At 61.1% G+C, this 24,864-nt stretch carries 22 protein-coding genes; 8 read left to right on the top strand and 14 right to left on the bottom strand.

From position 1 onward, the window contains the following. Positions 1-157 precede the first annotated feature (157 nt). The 3 genes from cimA to ACOQOT_RS05575 all read right to left on the bottom strand — a co-directional run bounded on the left by cimA (position 158) and on the right by ACOQOT_RS05575 (position 5,242). Complete coding sequence (gene cimA, locus ACOQOT_RS05585; RefSeq protein ID WP_420561387.1) at positions 158-1,801, bottom strand: citramalate synthase; 1,644 nt, start codon at positions 1,799-1,801, stop codon at positions 158-160. 218 nt (positions 1,802-2,019) lie between these two features. Further along, positions 2,020-3,360 (bottom strand): glutamate--tRNA ligase, encoded by a 1,341-nt coding sequence (gene gltX / locus ACOQOT_RS05580; RefSeq protein ID WP_420561386.1) that lies wholly within the window; start codon positions 3,358-3,360, stop codon positions 2,020-2,022. Between the two features lie 211 nt (positions 3,361-3,571). After that, on the bottom strand, positions 3,572-5,242 hold the full coding sequence (locus ACOQOT_RS05575; RefSeq protein ID WP_420561385.1) for an NAD+ synthase: 1,671 nt from the start codon (positions 5,240-5,242) through the stop codon (positions 3,572-3,574). 251 nt (positions 5,243-5,493) lie between these two features. On the opposite strand from ACOQOT_RS05575, the gene ACOQOT_RS05570 reads away from it, so the two are divergent. From ACOQOT_RS05570 to ACOQOT_RS05560, 3 genes are all read left to right on the top strand, one after another. Beyond that, positions 5,494-6,498 carry an NADP-dependent oxidoreductase gene (locus ACOQOT_RS05570; RefSeq protein ID WP_420561384.1) on the top strand — a complete coding sequence of 335 codons (1,005 nt, stop codon included), beginning with the start codon at positions 5,494-5,496 and terminating at the stop codon, positions 6,496-6,498. Positions 6,499-6,561: 63 nt separating this feature from the next. Further along, positions 6,562-7,584 carry an NADP-dependent oxidoreductase gene (locus ACOQOT_RS05565; protein ID WP_420561383.1) on the top strand — a complete coding sequence of 341 codons (1,023 nt, stop codon included), beginning with the start codon at positions 6,562-6,564 and terminating at the stop codon, positions 7,582-7,584. Positions 7,585-7,790: 206 nt separating this feature from the next. Continuing rightward, positions 7,791-8,804, top strand: a complete 1,014-nt coding sequence (locus ACOQOT_RS05560; RefSeq protein ID WP_420561382.1) for an NADP-dependent oxidoreductase — start codon at positions 7,791-7,793, stop codon at positions 8,802-8,804. Positions 8,805-8,929: 125 nt separating this feature from the next. Here the strand turns inward: ACOQOT_RS05560 and ACOQOT_RS05555 are convergent, their stop codons facing one another. Genes ACOQOT_RS05555 through ACOQOT_RS05540 form a run of 4 tightly spaced genes read right to left on the bottom strand, consistent with a single transcriptional unit; the run spans position 8,930 to position 11,541 of the window. Beyond that, positions 8,930-10,153 (bottom strand): TCR/Tet family MFS transporter, encoded by a 1,224-nt coding sequence (locus ACOQOT_RS05555; protein ID WP_420561381.1) that lies wholly within the window; start codon positions 10,151-10,153, stop codon positions 8,930-8,932. Next, positions 10,153-10,602, bottom strand: coding sequence for a VOC family protein (locus ACOQOT_RS05550; protein ID WP_420561380.1), 450 nt, complete (start codon positions 10,600-10,602; stop codon positions 10,153-10,155). Before ACOQOT_RS05550 ends, ACOQOT_RS05555 begins: the two co-directional genes overlap by 1 nt. Before the next feature lie 13 nt (positions 10,603-10,615). Further along, positions 10,616-11,134, bottom strand: a complete 519-nt coding sequence (locus ACOQOT_RS05545; protein ID WP_420561379.1) for an SRPBCC domain-containing protein — start codon at positions 11,132-11,134, stop codon at positions 10,616-10,618. After that, positions 11,131-11,541 (bottom strand): ArsR/SmtB family transcription factor, encoded by a 411-nt coding sequence (locus ACOQOT_RS05540; protein WP_420561378.1) that lies wholly within the window; start codon positions 11,539-11,541, stop codon positions 11,131-11,133. The genes ACOQOT_RS05545 and ACOQOT_RS05540 overlap by 4 nt, the downstream gene beginning before the upstream one ends. A gap of 132 nt (positions 11,542-11,673) precedes the next feature. On the opposite strand from ACOQOT_RS05540, the gene ACOQOT_RS05535 reads away from it, so the two are divergent. After that, positions 11,674-12,723, top strand: coding sequence for a methyltransferase domain-containing protein (locus tag ACOQOT_RS05535; RefSeq protein ID WP_420561377.1), 1,050 nt, complete (start codon positions 11,674-11,676; stop codon positions 12,721-12,723). 84 nt (positions 12,724-12,807) lie between these two features. On the opposite strand, the gene ACOQOT_RS05530 is transcribed toward ACOQOT_RS05535, so the two are convergent. From ACOQOT_RS05530 to ACOQOT_RS05515, 4 genes are all read right to left on the bottom strand, one after another. After that, positions 12,808-14,193, bottom strand: coding sequence for a class II 3-deoxy-7-phosphoheptulonate synthase (locus ACOQOT_RS05530; RefSeq protein WP_420561376.1), 1,386 nt, complete (start codon positions 14,191-14,193; stop codon positions 12,808-12,810). A 205-nt stretch (positions 14,194-14,398) separates the two neighbouring features. Next, positions 14,399-15,790, bottom strand: coding sequence for a glutathione-disulfide reductase (gene gor / locus ACOQOT_RS05525; protein WP_420561375.1), 1,392 nt, complete (start codon positions 15,788-15,790; stop codon positions 14,399-14,401). A gap of 76 nt (positions 15,791-15,866) precedes the next feature. Then, positions 15,867-16,565, bottom strand: coding sequence for a ribose-5-phosphate isomerase RpiA (rpiA, locus tag ACOQOT_RS05520; RefSeq protein ID WP_420561374.1), 699 nt, complete (start codon positions 16,563-16,565; stop codon positions 15,867-15,869). Positions 16,566-16,621: 56 nt separating this feature from the next. Further along, the gene (locus tag ACOQOT_RS05515) at positions 16,622-18,076 is read right to left on the bottom strand and encodes an NAD-dependent succinate-semialdehyde dehydrogenase (protein WP_420561373.1); all 1,455 of its coding nucleotides are present in this window, start codon (positions 18,074-18,076) and stop codon (positions 16,622-16,624) included. Between the two features lie 156 nt (positions 18,077-18,232). Here ACOQOT_RS05515 and ACOQOT_RS05510 point away from each other — a divergent pair, with 156 nt between their 5' ends. From ACOQOT_RS05510 to trxB, 3 genes are all read left to right on the top strand, one after another. After that, a complete protein-coding gene (locus ACOQOT_RS05510; RefSeq protein ID WP_420561372.1) occupies positions 18,233-19,378 on the top strand; it encodes a DUF2817 domain-containing protein in 1,146 nt (381 codons plus the stop codon). A 186-nt stretch (positions 19,379-19,564) separates the two neighbouring features. Further along, positions 19,565-20,170, top strand: coding sequence for a peroxiredoxin (locus ACOQOT_RS05505; protein ID WP_420561371.1), 606 nt, complete (start codon positions 19,565-19,567; stop codon positions 20,168-20,170). A gap of 162 nt (positions 20,171-20,332) precedes the next feature. Next, positions 20,333-21,304, top strand: coding sequence for a thioredoxin-disulfide reductase (trxB, locus tag ACOQOT_RS05500; protein WP_420561370.1), 972 nt, complete (start codon positions 20,333-20,335; stop codon positions 21,302-21,304). Positions 21,305-21,320: 16 nt separating this feature from the next. On the opposite strand, the gene ACOQOT_RS05495 is transcribed toward trxB, so the two are convergent. The 3 genes from ACOQOT_RS05495 to ACOQOT_RS05485 all read right to left on the bottom strand — a co-directional run bounded on the left by ACOQOT_RS05495 (position 21,321) and on the right by ACOQOT_RS05485 (position 23,837). Continuing rightward, entirely contained in the window at positions 21,321-21,998 is a 678-nt protein-coding gene (locus tag ACOQOT_RS05495) for an HAD family hydrolase (RefSeq protein ID WP_420561369.1), read from the bottom strand. A gap of 187 nt (positions 21,999-22,185) precedes the next feature. Further along, entirely contained in the window at positions 22,186-23,187 is a 1,002-nt protein-coding gene (gene msrP, locus ACOQOT_RS05490; protein WP_420561368.1) for a protein-methionine-sulfoxide reductase catalytic subunit MsrP, read from the bottom strand. Between the two features lie 182 nt (positions 23,188-23,369). Continuing rightward, positions 23,370-23,837: a Dps family protein gene (locus ACOQOT_RS05485; protein ID WP_045447631.1), complete on the bottom strand. Its 468-nt coding sequence runs from the start codon at positions 23,835-23,837 to the stop codon at positions 23,370-23,372. A 167-nt stretch (positions 23,838-24,004) separates the two neighbouring features. On the opposite strand from ACOQOT_RS05485, the gene ACOQOT_RS05480 reads away from it, so the two are divergent. Continuing rightward, positions 24,005-24,862 (top strand): M48 family metallopeptidase, encoded by an 858-nt coding sequence (locus tag ACOQOT_RS05480; protein WP_420561367.1) that lies wholly within the window; start codon positions 24,005-24,007, stop codon positions 24,860-24,862. The last annotated feature ends 2 nt before the right edge of the window (positions 24,863-24,864 follow it).

Raw genomic sequence — 24,864 nt, 5'->3', positions numbered from 1 at the left:
AGAAATTCAAACTCTCTCACGCACTTGTCATGCCCCGCTTTATGCGGGGCATCCACGGAGACCTGCTCAACCAACAGCGAGCTTCCATGGATGGCCCGGCTAAACCGGGCCATGACGCCTGAAAAGGCTAATTCCGGTCAATTCGTTCTAGAAAAACTTAAGAAGAAGCAGGGGCCTTCAAGGTCGGTTTTCGCTTCGTCTCGGGGGCCGGGGCGTTCTCGCGCATCAGCTTATAGATGATGCTGTCGAGCAGCGCCTGGAAGGAGGCGTCCACGATATTGGGCGACACACCGACGGTGAACCATCGTTCCCCGCTCTTGTCTGCGGTTTCAATCAGCACGCGCGTCACCGCTTCCGTGCCGCCGGTCAGGATGCGTACCTTGAAGTCCACAAGGCGCATCTCGTCGATATAGGATTGATAGCGGCCAAGGTCCTTGCGCAGCGCTTCATCGAGCGCGTTGATGGGGCCGTTCCCCTCGCCCACAGAAATGAGTTTCTTGCCTTCCACCCGCACTTTCACCGTCGCTTCCGACACGGTGACGAGCTTGCCCACCGCGTTATAGCGGCGCTCGACGAGCACGCGGAAGGAATCTACCGTAAAATAATCCGGCACCTCGCCAAGCGCCCGGCGGGCGAGAAGCTCGAAAGAGGCTTCCGCGCCGTCATAGGAATAGCCGAGATATTCGCGCTCTTTTACCTCGTCCAGCAATTGCTGGACGCGCGGGTCTTTGGCATCGACATCAATGCCCGCTGCTTCCAATTGGGCCAGCACATTGGAGCGGCCCGACTGATCGGAGATCAGCACCCGGCGTTTGTTGCCGACACTTTCCGGCGGCACATGCTCATAGGTGGTGGGGTCCTTCAGCAGCGCGGAGACGTGAATGCCCGCTTTCGAGGCAAAGGCCGACTCCCCCACATAAGGGGCATAGCGGTCCGGCGCGCGGTTGAGAATTTCATCCAGCGTGCGCGAGACATGGGTGATCTCTTTCAATTGATCGAGGCTGACGCCGATTTCGAAGCGGTCCGCGAATTCCGGCTTCAGGAGAAGCGTCGGAATGAGCGAGACCATATTGGCATTGCCGCAGCGCTCACCCAGCCCGTTCAGCGTGCCCTGGATCTGGCGCACGCCTGCGTTGACGGCGGCGAGCGAATTGGCCACCGCGTTTTCCGTGTCGTTGTGGCAGTGAATGCCGAGCCTCTCGCCCGGAATTTCCTTCACGACTTCCGAGACGATGCGGGTGATTTCGTGGGGCAGCGTGCCGCCATTCGTATCGCAGAGCACCGCCCAGCGCGCGCCATTCTCGATGGCCGCTTTCAGGCAGGCCATGGCGAATTCAGGATTGGCTTTATAACCGTCGAAGAAATGCTCCGCATCGATCATCGCTTCGCGCCCGCGTTCGACCGTTGCGCGCACCGTGTCGGCGATCGTTTCGATGTTTTCTTCCTTGGTGATGCCGAGCGCGACATCGACATGGAAATCCCAGCTCTTGGCGACGAAGCAGCAGGCCTTCGCCGCGCTTTCGAAGATCGCGGCAAGGCCGGGATCGTTGTCCGCCGAGCGCCCGGCGCGCTTGGTCATGCCGAAGGAGGTAAAGATGGCATGTTTGAGGCCCGGGTCTTCGGCGAAGAAATTCGTGTCCGTGGGGTTGGCGCCCGGATAGCCGCCCTCCACATAGTCCACGCCCAGCTTGTCCAGGAGCTTGGCAATGAGACGCTTATCCTCGACACTGAAATCCACGCCCTGCGTCTGCGCGCCGTCGCGCAGCGTCGTGTCGAAAAGATATAGACGTTCTTTCGTCATCGGTCCGTCTCTGCCGGCTCTTGCCGGTCCCTCACTTGCACGAGGCGCCCCAAGCAAAGGCGCCATTACCTTCAGGCCCGCCGCCGGCCGGTTCCTCGAGGTTCAGAAATGGAGAGAACGTGAGCGAACGGCGGCAGCTGGGGTTCAGCCGCGAATAATAATGCCCTTAATGGTGATCCAGGCCAGCGCCATCATCGGATCGATCCTATGCCGTTCGGTTAATTTTTGCCCGAAAGCCGGGCTTTTGCCCGCTCCGCGCCGATAAGAGGTAGCAGGTTTGCCAGCTCAGGTCCATGGCGAAGTCCGGTCAGGGCGAGGCGGAGCGGCATGAAAAGCCCCTTGCCCTTGCGCCCCGTGGCCGCTTTCAGCCCGTCCGTCCAGGCTTTCCAGGTGCCCGCATCCCAAGGCTCGGGCGGCAGGGCGGCAAGCGCCTCTTCGATGAAGCCCACATCCTCCGCCTCTATCACGGGCTCGACCGGGCCTTCGATGACATGCCACCACTCGGCCGCCCCGTCAAAAAGCGTCAGATTGGGGCGCACCGCCTCCCAGAAAGCCTCCGACGCCATGCCGCGTTCGGCCAGCCGCGCCTCGACGTCTTCGAAAGGTGTGATGTGCAGGATCGCGGCATTGACCCGCTCAAGATCCTGCGGATCGAAGCGCACCTGGCCCCGGCCCAGTTTGGACAGATCGAAACGGGCGGCCAGCTCATCCAGTGCGCGCACGGGCTCCGCCGCTTCCGCCGTGCCCATCAGCGCCAGGAGACAGTTCACGGACATGGGCTCGAAGCCCTTCTCGCGCACCGCTTCGAGCGTGTAATCGCCGAGCAGGCGTTTCGACAGCGGCTTGCCGTCCGGGCCGATCAGCATGGAATGGTGCCCGCAGCGCGGCAGGCTGGCGCCCAGCGCCTCGAAAATCTGCATCTGCGCGCCGGTATTGGTGGTGTGATCGTCGCCGCGGATAATGTCCGTGACACCGAACTCGATATCATCGACGACGCTGGGGAGCGTATAAAGATACGTCCCGTCGGCGCGGATCAGCACCGGGTCGGACAGGCTCGTGCAATCGACCTTCACCGGCCCGAGAATGAGATCGTCCCAGCCCACCGTCTTGGGCTCCAGCTTAAAGCGCCAATGGGGTTTGCGCCCTTCCGCTTCCAGCGCGGCTTTTTCCTCATCGCTCAGCTCCAGCGCCGCGCGGTCATAGACAGGCGGCAGCCCACGGGCAAGCTGGCGCTTGCGTTTGCGGTCCAGCTCTTCGGGCGTTTCATAGCAGGGATAAAGCCGGCCCGCCGCTTTCAGTTTTTCGGCGGCTTCATCATAGCGGGCAAACCGTTCGGACTGGCGGTGCAGCGCATCGTGCGCCAAGCCGAGCCAGGCAAGATCGGCCTGAATGGCGTTTGCATATTCTTCCGTCGAGCGCTCGCGGTCCGTGTCATCGAGGCGCAGGATGAAAGTCCCGCCCTGCGATTTCGCATAAAGCCAGTTGAGCACGGCGGCCCGGCCATTGCCGATATGCAGTTTGCCGGTGGGGCTTGGCGCGAAACGGACGGTGACGGTCATGTTTTTGCGTCTTTCGAATTGCTCAAATGCGGCACGGCCCGCGTGCCTTCGGTTGAAGATGTGTGCCGCCTTTGCGTCACACTCAGATGTCACCCCGGGCCCCGACCCGGGGTCCATAGGGATTCACCAATTGGCAGCACCGCTGCTTGGACCCCGGCTCGTAGGCCGGGGTGACCGCTTTTAACAAGTACACCCCCCGTGCCCTTTCCCTTCAATCCCGCGCGTCGCGGAAACCGTTGGTAATGGGGTAGCGGCGGTCACGGCCGAAATTGCGCACGCCGATCTTCACGCCGGGCGCGGCCTGGCGGCGCTTATACTCGGCAATGTAAAGCAGATGCTCGATACGTTTGACGAGGGCGCGTTCATGACCGAGCGCCACGATGTCGCGCACCGCCATTTCTTTTTCCACAAGGCATTCCAGAATTTCATCGAGCACGTCATAAGGCGGCAGGGAATCCTGGTCCTTTTGATCCTCGCGCAATTCGGCGGAAGGCGGCTTGGTGATGATGTTTTCCGGAATGACGATGCCGCCCGGCCCGCGCGCACCTTTCGGCTGATGGGCATTGCGCCAGCGGCAAAGCTCGAAGACCTTCGTCTTATAAAGGTCCTTGATCGGATTATAGCCGCCATTCATGTCGCCATAGAGCGTGGCATACCCGACCGAGACTTCCGACTTGTTGCCGGTGGTCACGACCATATGGCCGAACTTGTTGGAGATCGCCATGAGAATGACGCCGCGCGTGCGCGATTGCAGGTTCTCTTCGGTCGTATCGCTGTTCGTGCCGGTGAACATCGGCGCGAGGCTTTCCATGAAACCTTCAACGGGCGCGGAAATCGGCACCGTGTCGTAGCGCACGCCGAGCGCCTTCGCGCAGGCCTCGGCATCCGAAACGCTTTCCGAGCTTGTGTACTTATAAGGCAGCATGACGCAGTGGACTTTTTCCGGGCCGAGCGCGTCCACGGCAATTGCTGCGCAAAGGGCGGAATCGATGCCGCCGGAAAGGCCGAGCACGACGCCCGGAAAGCGGTTCTTTTCCACATAATCGCGCAGACCCAGCATCAACGCCTGATAGATGGCCTCGTCGTCCTCTTCCACCAGCGCGCGCTCGCCCTTGGCACAGACCCAGCGCCCGTTCTCGCGGCTCCAATGGGTCGTCACCACCGCTTCCTGCCAGGCGGGAAGCTGAACGGGAAGCGAGCAGTCCTCGTTCAGCACGAAGGAAGCGGCATCGAAGACAAGCTCGTCCTGCCCGCCAAGCTGATTGACATAGACGAGCGGCAACCCGCTTTCCTTCACCCGCGCGACGGCGTGATGGACACGGGTTGCGAATTTGCGCGCATCGAAGGGCGAGCCGTTCGGCACCAGCAGAATTTCCGCACCGGTTTCCTCCAGGCACTCCACCACATCGGTGAACCAGATATCCTCGCAGATCGGCACACCGAGGCGCACGCCGCGGAAATTGAGCGGGCCGGGCATGCCCCCCGGCGAGAAGACGCGCGGCTCATCGAAGACACCGTAATTCGGCAGATGCACCTTGAAGCGCACGCCGACCACCTTGCCGCCATCGAGCAGGGCCACGGCGTTTTTCAGCGTGCCCTCTTCTTCCGAAATCCAGGGCGTGCCCACGAGAAGCGCCGGGCCGCCATCGCCGGTTTCTGCGGCGAGCGTTTCCAGCGCCTCGATCGCCTCGCGGTGAAAGGCGGGCTTGAGAACCAGGTCTTCGGGTGGGTAGCCGACCAGCACCAGTTCGGAAAAAAGCACGAGATCCGCCCCTTCGCGCGCTGCGGTCTTCCGCGCGGCGCGGATTTTGGCCAGATTGCCCTGAATGTCCCCGACGGTCGGGTTGATCTGCGCAAGCGCGATGGCGAGATGGTCGGTCATGAGGGGCCTAACGTGTTGACTCACTGGCGTGTTTCTTACCCTGCCGGGCGGCGCCAAACAATCCTGGGCTTGGAAGGGCCGCGCGAACCGCTCCCCCGCCCCCGGAAAGCCCCCTGAAACGGCGCTTGCACACATCCTGTCCGCGATTGTTCAAATTTGGGCGCTGAAGTGTGCAAAAAGTTGCGATAGGACCTATGTTAATCGCAATTAACGCAAGGGCGGCCACAGGCACGCTCTTAAGGGAGGATATTATGGCTGCCGAAAAAAACCGTCAGGTACTGATCGTCGAACTGCCCCAGGGCAAGCTGAGCAAAGACCATTTCAAACTGGTGGACGGCGCCGTGCCGGAGGCGAAAGACGGCGATGTGCTGGTCAAAACCCATTACATCTCGCTCGATGCGGCAAACCGGGCCTGGATGCAGGGCGCGACCTACCGGGATGCCATCGAATCGGGCCAGGTCATGGCGGGCGGCGCCATTGCCGAAGTGCTGAGCTCGAAAAGCGATGCCTATAAGCCCGGCGATCTCGTTTTCGCCGATACCGGCTGGCAGGAATTTGCCGCCCTGCCCGCCAAGCAATGCACGAAGCTGCCCGCGCTCGAACCCATGACCCATCTTCTCTCCGTCTATGGGGTGGCGGGGCTGACCGCCTATTTCGGGCTTTTTGAAATCGGCGCGCCGAAAGAAGGGGAAACCGTCGTCGTTTCCGCCGCCGCCGGGTCCGTCGGCTCCATCGTCGGCCAGCTTGCCAAGATCCGCGGCTGCCGCGTCGTCGGCATTGCGGGGGGCCGTGAGAAATGCGACTGGCTCGTCAAGGAACTCGGCTTCGATGCCGCCATCGATTACAAAAACGAGCCCGTCCACAAGGCGCTGAAAGAAGCCTGCCCGAAGGGCATCGATGTTTATTTCGACAATGTGGGCGGCGACATTCTGGAAGCCTGCCTTTTCCGCATGAACCTTTTCGGCCGCATCGCCTGCTGCGGCGCGGTTTCGCAATATGACGGGGAAGCCCCGGCGCATGGACCGCGCGGCATTCCCGGCCTCATCGTCACGAAGCGCATCAAGATGCAGGGCTTTATCGTGATGGATTTCAACGACAAGCGCGATCGGGCCCTGGAGGATCTGCAGCGCTGGGTCGGCGAAGGCAAGATCAAGGTGCAGGAAGATATTATCGAGGGGCTGGAAAACACCCCGCAAGCGCTGATCGGCCTTTTGGCGGGTGAGAACCGTGGCAAGCGCATGGTCAAGGTCGCCTGACACCGCAATTCTATTCGGAACTTCAACTCAACTACCTCAACCCAAACCCAAGGAGACTCTTTCATGAGTGTAACCAGCAAGGAAATCCGCCTCGCCTCGCGCCCCGTCGGCATGCCGAAGGACAGCGATTTCGAAGTGGCCGAAGCCAGCATCGCCGATCCGAAAGACGGCGAAGTGCTCGTCCGCAATATCTGGATGTCGGTCGACCCTTACATGCGCGGGCGCATGATGGACCGGGAAAGCTATGTGCCGCCTTTCCAGATCGGCAAGCCGCTGGAAGGCGGGGCCATCGGCCAGATCGTCAAATCCAAGAGCGACAAGTTCAAGGAAGGCGATTATGTGAACTCGATGCTGGGCTGGCGTGAATATTTCGTCTCCGGCGCGGACGGGCTTACCAAGGTTGATCCCAATATGGGTCCGATCGAAGCCTTTCTCGGCGTGCTCGGCATGCCGGGCCTGACCGCCTATGCCGGCCTGATGCGGGTGGGCGAGCTGAAAGACGGGGAAAACGTTTTCGTTTCCGCCGCTTCCGGCGCCGTCGGCTCCGTCGTCTGCCAGCTTGCCAAAGCCCATGGCTGCTATGTGGTGGGCAGCGCAGGCTCCGACGACAAATGCGAATGGCTTGAAAAAGAAGCCGGCATCGACAAAGCCATCAATTACAAGACCTGCGGCGATCTCGATGCGGCGGTGAAAGCAGCCTTTCCGAAAGGCATCGACGTTTACTTCGAAAATGTCGGCGGCGCGCATCTGCAAGCGGCGATCAATTACATGAACCCGTTCGCCCGCGCGGCGCTGTGCGGCATGATCGAGCAGTATAACGCCACCGAACCTGCCCCCGGCCCGAACAACATCATCATGGCCGTCGGCAAGAGCCTGAAGCTGCAGGGCTTCATCGTCTCGAACCATTTCGATCTTCTGCCCGACTTTTATGCCGAAATGTCGAAACTCATTCCGGCGGGCAAAATGAAATGGCAGCAGACCGTCGAAGAAGGCATCGAGAACGCGCCGAAAGCCTTCCTCAACCTCTTCACAGGGAAGAACTTCGGCAAGATGCTGGTCAAGGTCGGCAACGATCCGGCTGTTTAAGACCTTCCCGCCGCACCGTCATGGCCCGGCTTGACCGGGCCATCCACGCCAACGGTCATCGTTTCAAGCACGCCGCTCGTGGATGCCCCGTATAAAGCGGGGCATGACGGATGGGGGAAGCATTTGCCGCTCTCTCATTCCCCTTCCCGTCTTCCCTTCCTTGCGCGCATCTGCGAGCATGAGCCAAACAAAGGTGGAGGAACATCATGCCCGTGAAAAACCGGCGCTGGGTGCTGGCATCGCGCCCTGACGGCAAACCCGTAAAAGAAAACTTCCGGCTGGAAGAAGAAGAGCTGCGCGATCCGGGTGAGCATGAGGTGCTGGTGCGGGCCCGGTATTTTTCGGTCGACCCCGGCATGCGCTCGCGCCTTTCCGGCGATTCTTACGCCCAGGCGCTCGGCATTGGCGAGACCATCGAAGGGGCGATGATCGGTACGATCAAAGCCTCCAATAACGAGCGCTTCAAGGAAGGCGATCTCGTCACCGCCGGGTTCGGCTGGCAGGAATATGCGCTGTCCAACGGGCGCGGCATCACCAAGCTCGACGCCTCGATCTTCCAGCCCCCGCTGACCGTGACGGCAGCCATCGGCGTTCTCGGCATTCCGGGGCTCACCGCCTATTTCGGCCTTCTCGATATGGGCAAGCCGAAGGAAGGTGAGACGGTGCTCATTTCCTCCGCCGCCGGTCCCGTCGGCGCGACGGCAGGCCAGATTGCCAAGATGAAAGGCTGCCGCGTCGTCGGCATCGCCGGTTCCAAAGACAAGTGCGAATATGTTACCCGCGAGCTCGGCTTCGATGCCTGCTTCAACTACAAGGAAGAAAAAGACCTTGTGGCAGCGATCAAGAAGCACTGCCCGAACGGCGTCGATATTTATGTCGATAATGTGGGCGGGGAAATGCTGGATGCAGCGATTGCCAATGCGAATGAGCGCGCCCGGCTGATCATCTCCGGCCAGGTCGCCGAATATAACCGGCCCGAACCGCGCGGCATCCGCAATACGACGCGCTTCATCACGCACCGGCTGCGCATGGAAGGGCTCGTCGTCTTCGATTATTTCAAACAGTTCCCGCAGGCCCAGGCGGAAATGGCAGGCTGGATCAAATCCGGCAAGCTGAAATATACCGAGGATATTTCCGAGGGCATCGAAACCGCGCCGGAAGCCTTTATCGGCCTCTTTGAAGGCGAGAACCACGGCCGCCGCCTGATCAAGGTCGGCTGAGGCCTCTTCCCCTCTTTTGAAAATCAAACGTCACCCCGGCACTTGTTGCCGGGGTCCACTCTCTTTGCCACCTGAAAACCTTCAGAAGCGGCAACAGAGATTTCAATGCGCGGCGGCGCTACCCTTCACGCCGGCTTTTCTTTTCTCTTGAGCACCACCGTGACGACGCCGAGCGCCATCAGCGTGCAGGCGCTGGCCATGACGAAGGCTGCGCCGGGGAAATAGACCGGGGCGTCCGCTTGCGTAAAGGCATGGAAGATCTGCGTGGAAAGGAGCGGCGCCACGGTCATGGTGAGCCCCATGACACTCGAAATCGCGCCCTGCAGCTCGCCTTGCGCATTTTCCGGCACATGACCCGCCATGATGGAGCGCAGCGCCGGTTGCACCAGCCCCATGAAGGAAAGCACCACCATGAAGGGCAGGAACATCCAGCCGTCGCTCGCAAAGGCAAAGCCGAGAAAGCCGACACTGGTAAGCGTCAATCCAAGAGCGGCGGCACGTGCCTCTCCGATCCGGGGAATGATAAGCCGCGTGCCGAGCCCCATCATCAGCGCCATGCAGAGGCCGACAAAGGCGAGCGAAGCGCCGACATCGGCCTCCGACCAGCCGAATTTCAACATCGTGTAATAGGACCAGGTCGAGGGGTTCACATCGTGAGCGAGCTGGAAGAAGACGCTCGCGCCCAATAGTCCGAGCACGAGCGGATATTTGCGCATCTGGCGCAGCGCGCCGAGCGGGTTCGCCCGCAGCCAGACGAAGGGGCGGCGGTTTTCTGGTTTCAGCGTTTCCGGCAGCACGAAGAGCCCGTAAAGCACATTGAGAAGTCCGAGCCCGGCCGCCGCAAAGAACGGCACGCGCGGGCCGAACTCGCCGAGCAGCCCGCCGATTGCCGGGCCGATGATGAAACCCACACCGAAAGCCGCGCCGATCAGCCCGAAATTTGCCGCGCGTTTTTCCGGAGAAGAAATATCGGCGATATAGGCATTGGCGATGGTGTAATTCGCCCCGCACATGCCTGCCAGCACGCGGCCAACAAAGAGCCAGAGAAGATCGGGCGCAAACCCCATGATGACGTAGTCCGCCGCCAGCGCCGTCAGCGATAAAAGCAGCACGGGGCGGCGGCCATAAGCATCGCTCAAATTGCCGAGCACCGGGGCGAAGAGAAACTGCATCGCGGCATAAGTGAACATCAGCCAGCCGCCATAGGCCGCAGCCTCGCTCAGCCCTTCCCCCGTCACCTCGCCGATGAGCGAAGGCATGACCGGCATGATCATGCCGAGCCCGATCATGTCGATCAGGACCGTGACGAGCAGGAAAATGACGGCATGTTTGCCCGGCGCCCGCGCCATTACGTTTCTCCGTAAAGGGCGGCGGCGCGGCGTTTTAATTCTTCGGGCGGCACGTCCTCGATATGCTGGGAAAGCGCCCAGCGATAGCCGAACGGGTCGAGCACATGGCCGGAGCGCTCCCCATAAAACTGATCTTCCACGGCGCGCGTCACTTCCGCGCCCGCGCCCGCCGCCTGCTTCATTGCGCTGTCCACATCCGCCACTTGCAGCGTGAACATAACCGGCGAGCCGCCGAGGCTTTTCGGGCTGAGCGCGCCCATATCGGGAAACTCATCGGCCAGGTAAAAACTGTCGCCGCCGATGGTAAGCTCGGCATGGCCGACCTTGCCGTCCGGGCCCGCGATGCGCGCGCCCGTTTCCTTCGCCCCGAAAGCCTTGATGTAAAAGTCGATGGCATCCGCCGCCTTATCGGCAATGAGATAGGCGGTGATGGTTTGCTGCGCGGTCATATCGCTCTCTCCCCTAGTCGTTTGCGATGATATCGCCGGCACGGGCCTTCAGGCTTTCGAAATTCCGCGCCCAGATCTGGGCCTTCATCATCATCAGGCGGTGCCCGGCGAGGCCGTGCAAGGCGGGATGGTCCGGCGGCAGGCTGTCCCAGCCCGTATGTGTGAGCTCCAGCCGCGTTCCCTCGCCTGCCGGTGTGAAGCGGATATCGACCTGCGTTTCCTGATCCGCCGTAAAATTCGGCAAGCGGAAGGTGAAGGAGAGCCGCTCGCCCGGCTGCCAGCACGTCACCTCGCCGATCACATGGCGCCGCGCCGGGTCTTCCCCGTCCCGGTGCACGAGCCGCGTCGTGCCGTTCTGCTCGAACCTGATTTCCCCTTCCCAGGGCGGGAAGAAACGGTATTCCGGACCGCGCCGCCACCAACGGTCGATATCGCCGACGAAAATCTCAAACAGGCGCATGGGCGGCACCGCGATCTCGATGCTGACATGAATGTCGGATGCCGGCTTGTTGGAAGGAGGCGGCGTGCTCATGGCCGGCTCCGGCGCGCGGTACGGGCGGGCAGCGCTTTGCCCGCGCCCTTTTCCTCCTGCGCCACGCTTTCGGCATGGGCTTTGAGCGCCTGCAGACTGTCGCCCCAAAAGGCGCTCACTTCCGCCAGCCAGCCGGACAGCGCCTCGAAAGGCGCCCGCTCCAGCCGGTAAAGCTTGATGCGCGCGTCCTCTTCCACCCGCTCCTCGGCGATCAGGCGGGTTTTTCGTAAGACACGCAGATGCCGGCTCATGGCCGGGCCGCTCATGCCCGCCGCCTCGGCGATCTCCCCGGCGCGGCGGGGACCGTCTTTTAAAAACTCCACCGCCCGGCGGCGGGCCGGGTCGCCCAGCGCCGTCAGAATAAGGTCCAGATTTTCCGGTGCCGGGTTTTGCATCCGCATCGTCATTCCATGTCCTATTTCGTTATTATTTAACGCATACGTTAAATAATATGTCAACACGACGTCTCACGGAAATGTTAGAGTAAAGCCCGCTTTTCCCGACTATTCTGCGGGAAATTTCTCACTCTGGAGACCGATATGGAAGCCGTCAAACAGCGCTACGGCGCCGCCGCCGAAGCCCTTGAGGAAGCCCTTTGCTGCCCGGTGGATTACGATCCGCGCTATCTGAAAGTCATTCCGGAAGAAGTGCTGGAGCGCGACTATGGCTGCGGCGATCCCTCCCGCTATGTGCGCGAAGGCGAAACCGTGCTCGATCTCGGCGCGGGCGGGGGCAAGATCTGCTTTATCGCCTCGCAGATCGTCGGGCCCAAGGGCCGTGTCATCGGTGTCGATATGACGGACGAAATGCTGGAGCTTGCCAAGCGCAGCCAGCCGCTCGTCGCCGAGAAGATCGGCTATGACAATGTCGATTTCCGCCATGGCTATATCCAGGATCTGGCGACCGATCTGGACGCGCTGGGCCAATGGCTGGAAAGCCATCCGGTCAAATCCGCGACCGATTACAAGAAGCTCGCCGACAAACAGGCGGAGCTGCGCCGTACCGCCCCGCTCGTTGCCGATAACAGCGTGGATGTGATCGTCTCCAACTGCGTGCTCAATCTCGTGCCCGACCATGAAAAGCCGCAGCTCTTCCGCGAAATGTTCCGTGTGCTGAAGCCGGGCGGGCGTATCGCCGTTTCCGATATCGTCTCGGATGTGGAAAGCCCGGAGCATCTGAAAAACGATGCAACGCTTTGGAGCGGCTGCATCTCCGGCGCGCTGACCGAGCTCGGCTTCATCGACGCGCTGGCCGATGCAGGCTTTGTGGGCGCGGCTTTCGACAAGTTCGACCATGCGCCCTGGCAAGTGGTGGAAGGGATCGAGTACCGCTCCGTCACCGTCCTCGCTTACAAGCCCTCCGCCGATGCCGCCGCGCAGAAAGAAGCCGTGGCGCTTTATGCCGGGCCCTGGGCGGAAGTCGCCGACGATGAAGGCCGTATCTTCCGCCGCGGCGAACGCGTCACCGTCTCGGGCATGGACGCGGCGGTTCTGCGCACCGGCGCCTATGCCGACATGCTGATTGTCGGTGAGCCGGAAGCAAATGAATGCTGCCCGCCCGCATCGAAAAGCGGCGGCGGTTGCTGCTAAGACGCCTGAGCATTTCCCAATAAAAAGGGCGGCCCCGCGAGGCCGCCCTTTCTTATTCTATCGTACTTCTTCTGTCCGGGCCGCTTATTCGGCGGCGGCAACACCTGCGGCCTGCTGCGCGGAGCGCTCGGCCTTCAGCCCTTCGGCGATGAGGAACGCAAGTTCCAGCGCCTGATTGGCGTTGAGGCGCGGGTCGCAATGCGTGTGATAGCGGGAGGACAGATCGCCTTCCGTAATCGCCTGCGCGCCGCCGATACATTCGGTGACATCGCGGCCCGTCATTTCGAAATGGACGCCGCCCGCATGGGTGCCTTCGGCGCGGTGCACGGCCATGAATTCCTGCACTTCCGCCAGCACCCGGTCCACCGGACGCGTCTTGAAGCCGTTGGAGGCCTTCACCGTGTTGCCATGCATGGGATCGCAGGACCAGACGACCTTACGGCCTTCTTTTTCCACCGCACGGATAAGACCGGGCAGATGCTTTTCCACATTGCCGGCCCCGAAACGGGCGATCAGCGTCAACCGGCCCGGTTCGTTTTCCGGGTTCAGCGCATCGATGAGACGCAGAAGATCGTCGGCTTCCATGGAGGGGCCGCATTTCATGCCGATCGGGTTCTTCACGCCGCGGCAGAATTCCACATGCGCATGATCGGCCTGGCGCGTGCGGTCGCCGATCCAGAGCATATGGGCGGAGGTGTCGTACCACTCGCCCGTGGTGGAATCGATCCGCGTCATCGCCTGCTCATAGCCCAGAAGCAGCGCTTCGTGGCTCGTGTAGAATTCCGTCTCGCGCATTTGCGGCGCGGTGTCGCCGTCAATGCCGCAGGCCCGCATGAAATCGAGCGCTTCGGAAATACGCGTGGCGAGTTCCTCATAGCGCGCGCCTTCCGGGCTGTCGGAGACGAAGCCCAGTGTCCAGCGGTGCACATGATGCAGGTCCGCATAGCCGCCTTTGGCAAACGCGCGGATGAGGTTCAGCGTCGCCGCCGCCTGGCTATACGCCTGAAGCTGGCGCTGCGGGTCCGGCACGCGCGCAGCCTTCGTGAACTCCATGCCGTTGATGATGTCGCCGCGGTAGCTCGGCAGCTCCACCCCGTCGATCGTCTCGGTATCGGACGAGCGCGGCTTGGCGAACTGGCCGGCAATACGGCCCACTTTCACGACCGGCGAGGAGGCGGCGAAGGTCAGCACCACCGCCATCTGCAACAGCACGCGGAACGTGTCGCGGATATTGTCCGGGTGGAATTCGGCAAAGCTCTCCGCGCAGTCGCCGCCCTGGAGCAGAAACGCGCGTCCTTCACAGACTTCGGCGAGCTCGGCTTTCAGGCTGCGGGCTTCCCCTGCAAAAACCAGCGGCGGATAATTGCGCAAGGCCGCTTCGACTGCCTTTACCGCTTCCGCATCCGGATAGGTCGGAACCTGCTTGATAGGTTTCGATCTCCAACTTTCCGGCGTCCACTTCTCCGCCATTGGTCTCTTCCTTGTTTCGCTCAACTAAGTCTGGATCACTTAAGTCTTTGATTTTCAAATACAAAGAGGCGCGCAGCCTTGGCCCTCGATTACGATCGAAGGCCCGAACCGCACGCTCCCTGTCAGCTTCACCCTACTATATAGCCCCAAAGATTTCGAACGCCAAGGCTAAGGGCTTGATTTTATTGAAGCTCTCCGGAAGGCCTCACTCCGCGGCCTGGGCTGTGGGCGCAATATAGGGCTCTTTCATGGTCACCAGCTCCTCCGCCGCCGTGGGGTGCACGGCAATCGTGGCGTCGAACTGGGCCTTGGTGGCGCCCATGGTGACGGCAATGCCCACCGTCTGGATCATCTCGCCCGAGTAAGGGCCGATCATGTGCACGCCGAGCACCTTGTCGCTCTTCTTCTCCACGATGATTTTCATCAGCGTGCGCTCGTCCCGCCCCGACAGCGTGTGGAGCATGGGCTTGAAGGTGGATTTGAAGATGGTGACGCCGTCCTCGCCATGGGCGCGGCACGCCTCTTCCTCGGTCATGCCGACCGTGCCGATTTCCGGATGGGAGAAGACCGCGGTCGGAATAATCGAATGATCGACCTCTTGCGGGTTGTCGTTGAAGACGGTTTCGGCGAAAGCCGCCCCTTCGCGGATGGCGACGGGCGTCAGATTGGCACGGTCCGTCACATCACCCACCGCATAGATATTGTCGATATTCGTTTTGGAACGGGCATCGACCGCGATGGCGCCGGCCTTGTTCAAAATGACGCCGGCTTTTTCCAGACCAAGACCGTCCACTTTCGGCCGCCGGCCCGTTGCATACATCACGCAGTCGGTTTCGTAGCTGTCGCCGTCCTGCAGAATGACCTGCAGGCGCCCGCCTTCCAGCTTCACGATCTCGGCAATATCGGTATTGGTGAGAACGTCGATGCCCTTCTTGATCATCTCGTCCTGCAGCGTGTCGCGCAGGTCTTCATCGAAGCCGCGCAGGATCTTCGGGCCGCGGTAAAGCTGCACCGTCTTGACGCCGAGCCCGTTGAAAATACCTGCAAACTCCACCGCGATATAGCCGCCGCCCACAACGGTGATTTCCTTCGGCAAGGTCTCAAGATGAAAAGCCTCGTTAGAAGAAATCGCGTGCTCGATGCCCGGAATGGCGGGCAGGTAAGGCCAGGCGCCCACGGCGATCAGAATCTTGTCCGCCGTCACATCGCGCCCTTCCTGCACCAGATGCACAGTGTGCGCGTCTTTCAGCTCGGCGCGGCTTTCGATGATCTCGACGCCGGAATTTTTCAGGTTACGGATATAGATGCCGTTCAGCCGGTCAATCTCCCGGTCTTTATTGGCGATCAGCTTTTCCCAGGAAAAGCTCGCCTCCGGCACGTCCCAGCCATACCCGGCCGCATCTTCGAAACTTTCAGCGAAGTGACTGGCATAGACGAACAGTTTTTTCGGCACGCAGCCCCGGATGACGCAGGTGCCGCCCACGCGGTATTCTTCGGCAATTGCGACCTTCGCGCCATATTTCGCCGCCATGCGCGAGGCGCGCACGCCGCCGGAGCCGGCACCAATGACAAAAAGATCGTAATCGTAAGCGCTCATCTCAATTTCCTTCGGTCTTCTCGTGCTCTTTAGGCCGATGCTCTCTGGCAGCCTTGTCTTTGTAAGCGGTTCCGCCTTACGGCTTCGGTTCTATCAGATCGGCGCCTTTGTCCGTTCCGACAATGGCAAGAGAAGCAATCGAGATAAACAATCCGTTATCCACCACACCGGGAATGAGATTGAGCGCGCGGGAAAGGCCGTCCGGATCGGGAATGGCGCCGAACTGGCAGTCATAGATGAAATTTTCCGAATCGGTGAGAAACGGCACGTCATAATCATCGTCGCGCGGCTCAATCGGCCCTTCGCAGCCGAAGGCCCGCGCGGTTTCGGCAATCTTCATCGACGTGACGCGCGAGCCGAAGGGAATGACTTCAACGGGGAGCGGAAACTTGCCGAGCGTCTTCACGACTTTGGACGCGTCCGCCAGCACGATCATGCGCTTGGAGGCGGTTGCGACGATCTTCTCGCGCAAAAGCGCGCCGCCGCCGCCCTTGATCAGCCGGAGCTGGCTGTCGAGCTCATCCGCGCCGTCGAAGGTAATATCGAGCTCAGGGGTTTCATCGAGATTGGTGAGCGGAATACCCAATTCCTCAGCCAGCGCCGCCGTGCGCTCGGAGGTCGGCACGCCGACAACGTTCAAGCCGTCCGCTACCCGCTCGCCCAGAAGGCGGACGAAATGTTCCGCCGTCGAGCCGGTGCCGAGGCCGAGTTTCATGCCCTCTTCCACGAAATCCAGGGCGCGGATAGCCGCGTGCCGTTTCTGTGCATCCGACATGAAATCTTCCTCTCAATATGCCGCCTCAAGGCAGCGCCTTCTCTTTCAAAGAAAGATCAAAGCCCTGCCATAGCGACATATTTCACTTCGAGGAATTCCTCAATGCCCCATTGGCCGCCTTCGCGCCCGATGCCGCTTTCCTTCCAGCCGCCAAAGGGGGCGACTTCGGTGGAAATGAGCCCCGCATTGACACCGACAAGCCCGGATTCCAGCGCCTCTGCCACGCGCCAGCAGCGCCCGACATCGCGGGAATAGAAATAGGAGGCAAGACCGAACGGCGTGTGATTGGCGAGGCGGATCGCCTCGGCCTCGGTGGAAAACCTGAAGATGGGTGCGACGGGGCCGAAGGTTTCTTCCCGCGCGACCAGCATGTCCGAGGTCGCCCCGGAAATGACGGTCGGCTCGTAATAGGTGCCGCCCAGTGCATGGGCCTTGCCGCCGGCCACAACCTTGGCGCCTTTCGAGGTCGCATCCTTCACATGTTCTTCGACTTTTTCGATGGCCGCCGTGTCGATCAACGGGCCTTGGTTCACGCCGTCCTCAAGGCCGTTGCCGACTTTCAGCGAGCCGACTTTTGCGACCAGCTTTTCAACGAAGGCATCGTAAATCCCTTCCTGCACGAGAAAGCGGTTCGTGCAGATGCAAGTCTGGCCTGTATTGCGGTATTTGGAGGCAACCGCCCCTTCCACCGCCGCGTCCACATCCGCATCATCAAAGACGATAAAAGGCGCATTGCCGCCAAGCTCCAGCGAGATTTTCTTCATCGTCGCGGCGGACTGTTCCATCAGCTTCTTGCCGACTTCCGTCGAGCCCGTAAAGGTGAGCTTTTTCACCTTGGCATTGGCGGTCAGCTCACCGCCGATCTCAGAGGCCTTGCCGGTGATGACGTTCAAAACACCTTTGGGCAGGCCCGCCCGCTCGCCGAGCTCGGCCAGCGCCAGCGCGGAAAGCGGGGTCTGGCTTGCCGGTTTGACGACGCAGGTGCAGCCGGCGGCAAGCGCCGGGCCCACTTTGCGGGTGATCATGGCGGCGGGGAAATTCCACGGCGTAATCGCGCCCACGACGCCGACCGGCTGCTTTAGCACGACGATGTGCCGGTCATTCGTCGGCGCGGGCACGATGGCGCCGTGCACGCGCTTGGCTTCCTCACCGTAAAATTCCAGGAAGGACGCGGCATAGGCGATCTCGCCTTTCGATTCCGCCAGCGGCTTGCCCTGCTCGCTCGTCATCAGTACTGCCAGATCGTCCTGATGTTCCATCATCAAATCGAACCAGCGCCGCAAAATCTGCCCGCGTTCCTTGGCCGGGCGCGCCGCCCAGTCCTTGAAGGCTTTTTCCGCCGCGTCGATGGCCGCGCGCACCTCGCTTGCTCCCAGCGAAGGAACGGCGGCAATCACTTCGCCCGTCGCCGGGTTCGTCACGTCGATCGCGCCTTTTCCGACCCAGGCCCCGTCGATATAGCAGGCGGTTTTCAGAAGTGACGCGTCTTTCAAGTTCAATGTACCGCTCATTTGTCCTCTCTCCAGGCGGGGGAATGCGCGCAAGGCAATTTCGCCTTATCGCAGCGCCCCCTATCGCCTATGCTGGCGCTTGCGTTGAGATAAATCTATCATGCAGTCTTAACCGCCGCGATGCGGCGCAGCCCCCTACTGATTAATAAACTGAGCATGAGCGCCCAAAGTTCCTTTTCCGATACCTATGCCGAAGCCCGCGCCCGTTTCGTGCGCGCGGCGGCGGATGCGGGCGCGCGCGTCTTCACTTATGAGCACCCCTCCGCGACCGGCCCGATGGGCGAGACGCTTTACCTCGATGCCGCCTGGTTCGGCCCGCGCGATGCCGCCTCCGTGCTGATCAACACCTCCGGCACCCACGGGGCGGAAGGTTATGGCGGCTCGGCAGCGCAGCTTGCCTGGATCGAGCAGATGGGCCCTGCCTCGCTGCCGCCGGGCACGGCGCTTTTCATGATCCATGCGGTGAACCCGTTCGGCTTTGCCTGGGGGCTGAGGGGCACCGAGAACAATGTCGATCTCAACCGCAACTGGCTCGATCATTCAAAACCCCATCCCGCCAACCCGCTTTACGCGGAAGTGCACCCGCTCATGTGCCCGCGCCATATCGACAAGGGCTTTGCCAATGAGCTGGTGATGCAAAGCACGAAACTGCTTTCGGTGCATGGGCAATGGGCGCTGGAAGATGCCATTACGCGCGGCCAGTACACACATCCCGACGGGTTTCATTTCGGCGGCATCCGCCCGGAATGGTCGACGGAAGTGATCAGCGCGCTGGTGCGCCGGGAGCTGGCGCATGCGCGGCGCGTCGGCTTTATCGACTGGCATTCGGGGCCCGTCGGCAATGGCGAGCTGATTTTCCTTTGCTTCTCCAAACCGGGCTCGGTGGGCTTTGCCCAGGCTTCGGAATGGTGGGGCCCTCGCGCCCTTGACCCGGAGCATGTCAACGCGCTCTGGGGTTCGAAACGGCCGAGCCGGCGCGGCATCGTCTTCTGGGGCATCGAAAATCTCGTCAAAGATCATGCCGATTTTGCCGGGGCTGTGGTGGAGTTCCGCTCCGCCCGGGCCAAGGACAATCCGCTCGAAAGCCTGCGGATTTCCCTTTTGGAGCGCTGGCTGCGCTTTGAAGGCGGGTTCAATGCGCCCGAAGCGCCGCGCTATTTCGAGGAAATCCGCGAGGATTATGCCCCGCGGCGGGAAAGCTGGCGGGAAAACGTCATCACCAACGCGCTCACCACCTATGAGCAAACCCTGGCCGGGCTCGGGCGCTGGGCCCGGGAGACGGGCTCCCTGGCCGCGGATTAAGCCTTTTAGGCGGCCTTATCCCCTCATTTCCGTCCCATCGTCCCGAAAAAGGGTGCGCTGCGGCAAATTAGCCGCTTCAAGCCTCTTGACGTTAGTTTAGAACAATACTAAATCGCGTGTAACGGCGGATCTCCTCCCCGCCGATGATGAGCAACGCGAAATAACAGACATTCCAAGGAGCCATTTATGAGTGTTCTCGTAGGCAAACAAGCCCCGGATTTCACCGCAGCCGCGGTGCTCGCCGACGGTGAAATCGTCGAAAATTTCAACCTGAAAGAGCACCTGAAGGGCAGCTACGGCATCGTCTTCTTCTACCCGCTCGACTTCACCTTCGTTTGCCCCTCGGAAATTCTGGCCTTCTCGAACCGTGTGCCGCAATTCGAAGAGCGCAACACGAAGGTCGTCGCGGTCTCCGTGGACAGCCAGTTCTCGCACTATGCCTGGCGGAACACGGCGCCTGCCGACGGCGGCCTCGGCCCGGTGAAATTCCCCATGGTGGCCGACATGACCAAGCAGATTGCGCGCGATTATGACGTGCTGATCGAAGATGACGGCGTGGCGCTGCGCGGCACGTTCCTCATCGACCAGGAAGGCGTGGTCCGCCACCAGCTCGTCAACGACCTGCCGCTCGGTCGGAACGTGGACGAAGCCATCCGCCTCGTCGATGCGCTGCAGTTCCACGAAGAGCACGGCGAAGTCTGCCCTGCCGGCTGGAACAAGGGCGATGAAGGCATGAAGGCCGACGCCGAAGGCGTTGCTTCCTACCTCAAGGAACATGCCGAAGCCCTCTAAGCCGCTTTAAAGCGCTTAGCCGCCTTTCGGTATCGGCCCCGGTTCCCTATATTACGGGGAACCGGGGCCGGTGACCGGCACCGCTGACCGGCCCCGTTGACCGGCTGGGCCGCACCACGAGTTTGATTGATCCCCACGCCCCCTTAAAAGAACGAGTGTCCCATGTCCGAGCTACAGCATTCCAAAGTCATCATCATCGGGTCCGGGCCTGCCGGCTATACCGCTGCCGTCTATGCGGCGCGCGCCATGCTGGAGCCGACGCTCATTCAAGGCATTCAGCCGGGCGGGCAGTTGACCATTACGACGGATGTCGAAAACTATCCCGGTTTTGCCGATCCCATTCAGGGCCCCTGGCTGATGGAACAGATGGAAGCTCAGGCGCGCAATGTCGGCACCAATATGGTCTCCGACACGATCGTCCGCGCCGAGCTTGGTGTGCATCCCTTCCGCCTCACCGGCGACAGCGGCACGGTCTATACCTGCGATGCGCTGATCATTGCGACGGGCGCCCAGGCGAAATGGCTGGGCCTTCCTTCCGAAGAAAAGTTCCAGGGCTTCGGCGTTTCCGCCTGCGCGACCTGTGACGGTTTCTTCTACCGCGGCAAGGAAGTCGTGGTGGTGGGCGGCGGCAACACGGCCGTCGAGGAAGCGCTGTTCCTGACGAATTTTGCCAGCAAGGTGACGCTTGTCCACCGGCGCGATGAATTGCGCGCGGAAAAAATTCTGCAAGACCGCCTCTTCAATCACGAGAAGATCGAAGTCGTTTGGGACAGCGCGCTGGAAGAAATTCTGGGCGATGAAGACCCGCTCGGCGTGACCGGCGTGCGTCTGAAAAACCTGAAGACCGGCGAGATTTCCGAGCGCAAGACGGACGGCGTCTTCATTGCCATCGGCCATAAGCCCGCGGTCGAGCTTTTCGAAGAAGAGCTGGAAACCAAAGAAGGCGGTTATCTGGTCACCGCGCCCGATTCCACCGTCACCTCCATTCCCGGCGTTTTTGCCGCCGGCGATGTGACGGACGATGTGTACCGTCAGGCCGTCACGGCGGCGGGCCTTGGCTGCATGGCAGCGCTCGAAGCCGAGCGTTATATCGCCGCCCAGGAAGCAACGCCTGCGAAAGCAGCAGCGGAATAAGCTCCGCCCAGCCGGGTTAAAATCCGGCCGATAAAAGATCCGGCAAGGCGCGCATGTCATGAAAGAGATGCGCGCCTTCGCGTTTCAGGCCTTCTGCATCCGTATGCGGATCGCCCGCATAGCCCAGCACCTTCATGCCCGCTGCCATGCCGGCCTGCACGCCCGGCACACTATCCTCGATCACCACGCATGTTTCCGGCGCATGGCCCATTTGCGCAGCGGCATGCAAAAAGAGATCGGGCGCGGGCTTGCCCTTCCCCACCATATCGGCGCTGAAAAGCACATCCTTGACGAAAGGCAAAAGACCGGAGGAGCCGAGCGTTGCGTGCATCTTCTGGATCTGGCCGGAGGAGGCGACGCAAAAAGGATGCGGCAGACCGGCGAGCCATTCGAGCTGTTCGCGCACGCCCGCAATTGCCTCGATCCCCGCTTCAAAGGCATGCAGCGTTTCTTTGCGCACCACAGCATCTGGCCAATCGGGCGCAAGTTTGCGGCCAAGCTCGGCTTCTACATCTTCCTGCACGGAGCTAAGCGAGCGGCCGACGAAACGGCGGCGGCACTCGGCATAGGTGATGACCATGCCGAGATCGGCAAGCAGGCGCACCAGCAATTCATTGGCAACGCGCTCGGTATCGACCAGCACGCCGTCGCAATCGAAAATGATGAGGGAAGCGGAAGGAACGGGTTTTGACATGGGCGCAGTTTAGCCGCGCTCCCGCGCTGCGCCAGTCACATTGCGTGACGCATTGTTGCAGGTGCGTGCCTCTTACGCGTCACCCTCGGGCGTGACCCGAGGGTCCATGGGAAGTTGCGGCAAGTAGGAACGCTGCATGGACCCCGGGTCAAGCCCGGGGTGACACCTCAACATGCCGCAAAACCGGTCAGAAATAGATCGGCTTGTCCTGCATGTCCTTGTAGAGCCCGGCGACATATTCGCCGTAGCCGTTGAAGAGCTGCGTCGGCACGCGCTTGCCCGTGCCCAGCACTTCTTCGGTAGCCTGCGACCAGCGCGGATGCGGCACTTCCGGGTTCACATTCGCCCAGAACCCATATTCCTGCGGATTGATCTCTTCCCAGAAGCTCACCGGGCGCTGAGAGGTGAAGGTGAAGCGCACGATGGACTTGATGGATTTGAAGCCATATTTCCACGGCACCGCGAGGCGGATCGGCGCGCCATATTGTTTCGGCAAGGGCTCGCCGTAAACGCCCGTTACCATGAAGGCAAGATCGTTCGTCGCCTCTTCCATGGTCAGCCCTTCCACATATGGCCAGGGATACCAGTATTGCCGCTGGCCGCTCGCCATGTCCGGGTCCTGGAAGGTTTCCATGCGCACATACCGGGCGCTCGACTTTGGGTCGGCGCGCTTGACGAGCTCCTTCAAGGCAAAACCGGACCAGGGCACAGTCATGGACCAGGCTTCCACACAGCGGTGCCGGTAGAGCCGTTCTTCCAGCGGCATGGCGCGGATCAGCGTATCGATATCGAGCGTTTCGGGATTGTTCACTTCCCCGTCGATCACCACCTGCCAGGGGCGGATCTTCAGCTCCTGCGCCTTATCATAGATGCGCTTGTGGGAGCCGAACTCGTAGAAATTGTTATAGGTGGAGGAAATGGATTTCGGCGTCAGCTCCCGCTCGATCATATAGCGCTCGTTGCGCGTGACGGGATAAAGATCGGCGGTCGGATCGCTGCTCGTGCCGGAGGCGCCAGCGCCCGCGCCGCTTTCCTCCGCTTCCCCGTCACAGGCGCCGAGCCCCATGCTCGCCGCGCTGGCCAGCACCAGCCCCGTGGTTTTCAAAAACCGGCGGCGGTTGAAAAATATTTCCTGAGGCGTCGCCTCGCGCTCTGGAATTTCCCAGCCCTTTTTCGATTTGATCAACATGGGGCAGCCTTTCACCGGTCGAAGATCGTCTTTCCAAGGAGCATGGCCAAATGCGCAAGCAACGCGCGTTCGAAACCATGCTACAAAACATAGAAAGACGCCCGGTCAAGGCAAATCACGTTGGCGTAACTTACCTTACCGGGCGGTCATGTTGCGCGGTGACGCGCCGTTTCAGCCGGCGCTTATTCGAGCATGGAGCGCAGCATCCAAGCGGTTTTCTCGCTGGCCTGCATGCGCTGGGTCAACAGGTCCGCCGTCGGCTCGTCGCTTGCCTCATCGACGATAGCGAACACTTCACGGGCCGTGCGCGTGATCGTTTCATGCGCTTTGACGAGATTGGCGATCATCGTCTCCGCCTTCGGCACCCCATTGTCTTCCTCCACCGAAGTCAGCTCGGCGAAAGCCTTGTAGGTGCCCGGCGCCACCGCGCCCAGGGAACGGATACGCTCGGCGATTTCGTCCACCGCGATCCAGAGCTCATTGTATTGCTGCTCGAACATCAGATGCAGCGTGTTGAACATCGGACCTGTCACATTCCAATGGTAATTATGGGTCTTGAGGTAGGTCGTGTAGGTATCTGCCAGAACGCGGGTGAGGCCCTCGGCGATTTTTTCACGGTCTTTTGCTTTGATTCCGATGTCGATTTTCATGGCGCTCTCCTGTCTTCACGTGCGCGTTATAATATATATCCAATCCAGCGCGTTACAAGTTTTTTTATAACAATTCTAATTTCTGCTTTTGCGCTTTGCACTGGAAGCGCGCGGCGCCAGCGCTTATGGTAAACGGCAATTACCGAGCTTAGCCAGGGGGATAGGACATGTCCGCATCGAAAACCGTGGATGTCGAGATTAATTGGGTGGACCGGGAACCGGTTGTCATGAACCGGCGCCGCCTGATCCAGGGTCTTGCCTCCGGCTCCGTCGTCGCTCTGGCCGGCTGCACGCAGAACCGCGCGCTCGGACGCTCGCAGCTCATCCTCGTCTCCGACGGGCAATTGGCGCAGATGGCCGCCAGTTCCTGGAGCGCCCTTAAAAAGCAGGAGCGTATTTCCCGCGACCCGCGCATGAATGCGCGCCTGCGCACCGTGGGCAGCCGCATCGTGCAAAGTGCCGGGCTCGGCAATCAGCCCTGGGAGTTCACGCTTTTCGACAGCGACGAGGCCAACGCCTTCGTGCTGCCGGGCGGCAAGGTTGGCTTCTATGAAGGCATTTTCAAACGCTTCGACCACGACCATCACCTTGCCGCCGTGATGGGCCATGAAGTGGGCCATGTCACCGCCCGCCATTCGGCAGAGCGCTACAGCCAGCAGCTTGCCGCCGGCCTCGGCATGACGGCCGCCGCCGTCGCCATGGAAGCGGGCGACGTGCAAGGAGGCAAAGAAATCGCCGCCGTGCTCGGCATGGGCATCCAGTTCGGTGTGCTCCTGCCCTATTCGCGCCGCCACGAGCTCGAGGCCGACACGCTGGGCCTGCGCTACATGCATGCCAGCGGCTATGACGCGCGCCAGGCCGTCGGCCTGTGGCAGAACATGGCCAAGCAAAGCAAGGGCAACGCCCCGCCCGAATTCATGTCCACCCACCCCTCACACGCCAGCCGCATCGCCAATATTCAGCAGGAACTGAAACGCATGGGCCTTGCCGCCGTGACGGATGAGAACGGGGTTGAGTATACGTGAGG

The sequence above is a fragment of the Tepidicaulis sp. genome (assembly GCF_965222285.1).
Lineage (GTDB): Bacteria > Pseudomonadota > Alphaproteobacteria > Parvibaculales > Parvibaculaceae > Tepidicaulis.
The sequence above is the reverse complement of the archived record's forward strand: the minus strand, read 5'-3'. Positions and strand labels throughout refer to the sequence as shown.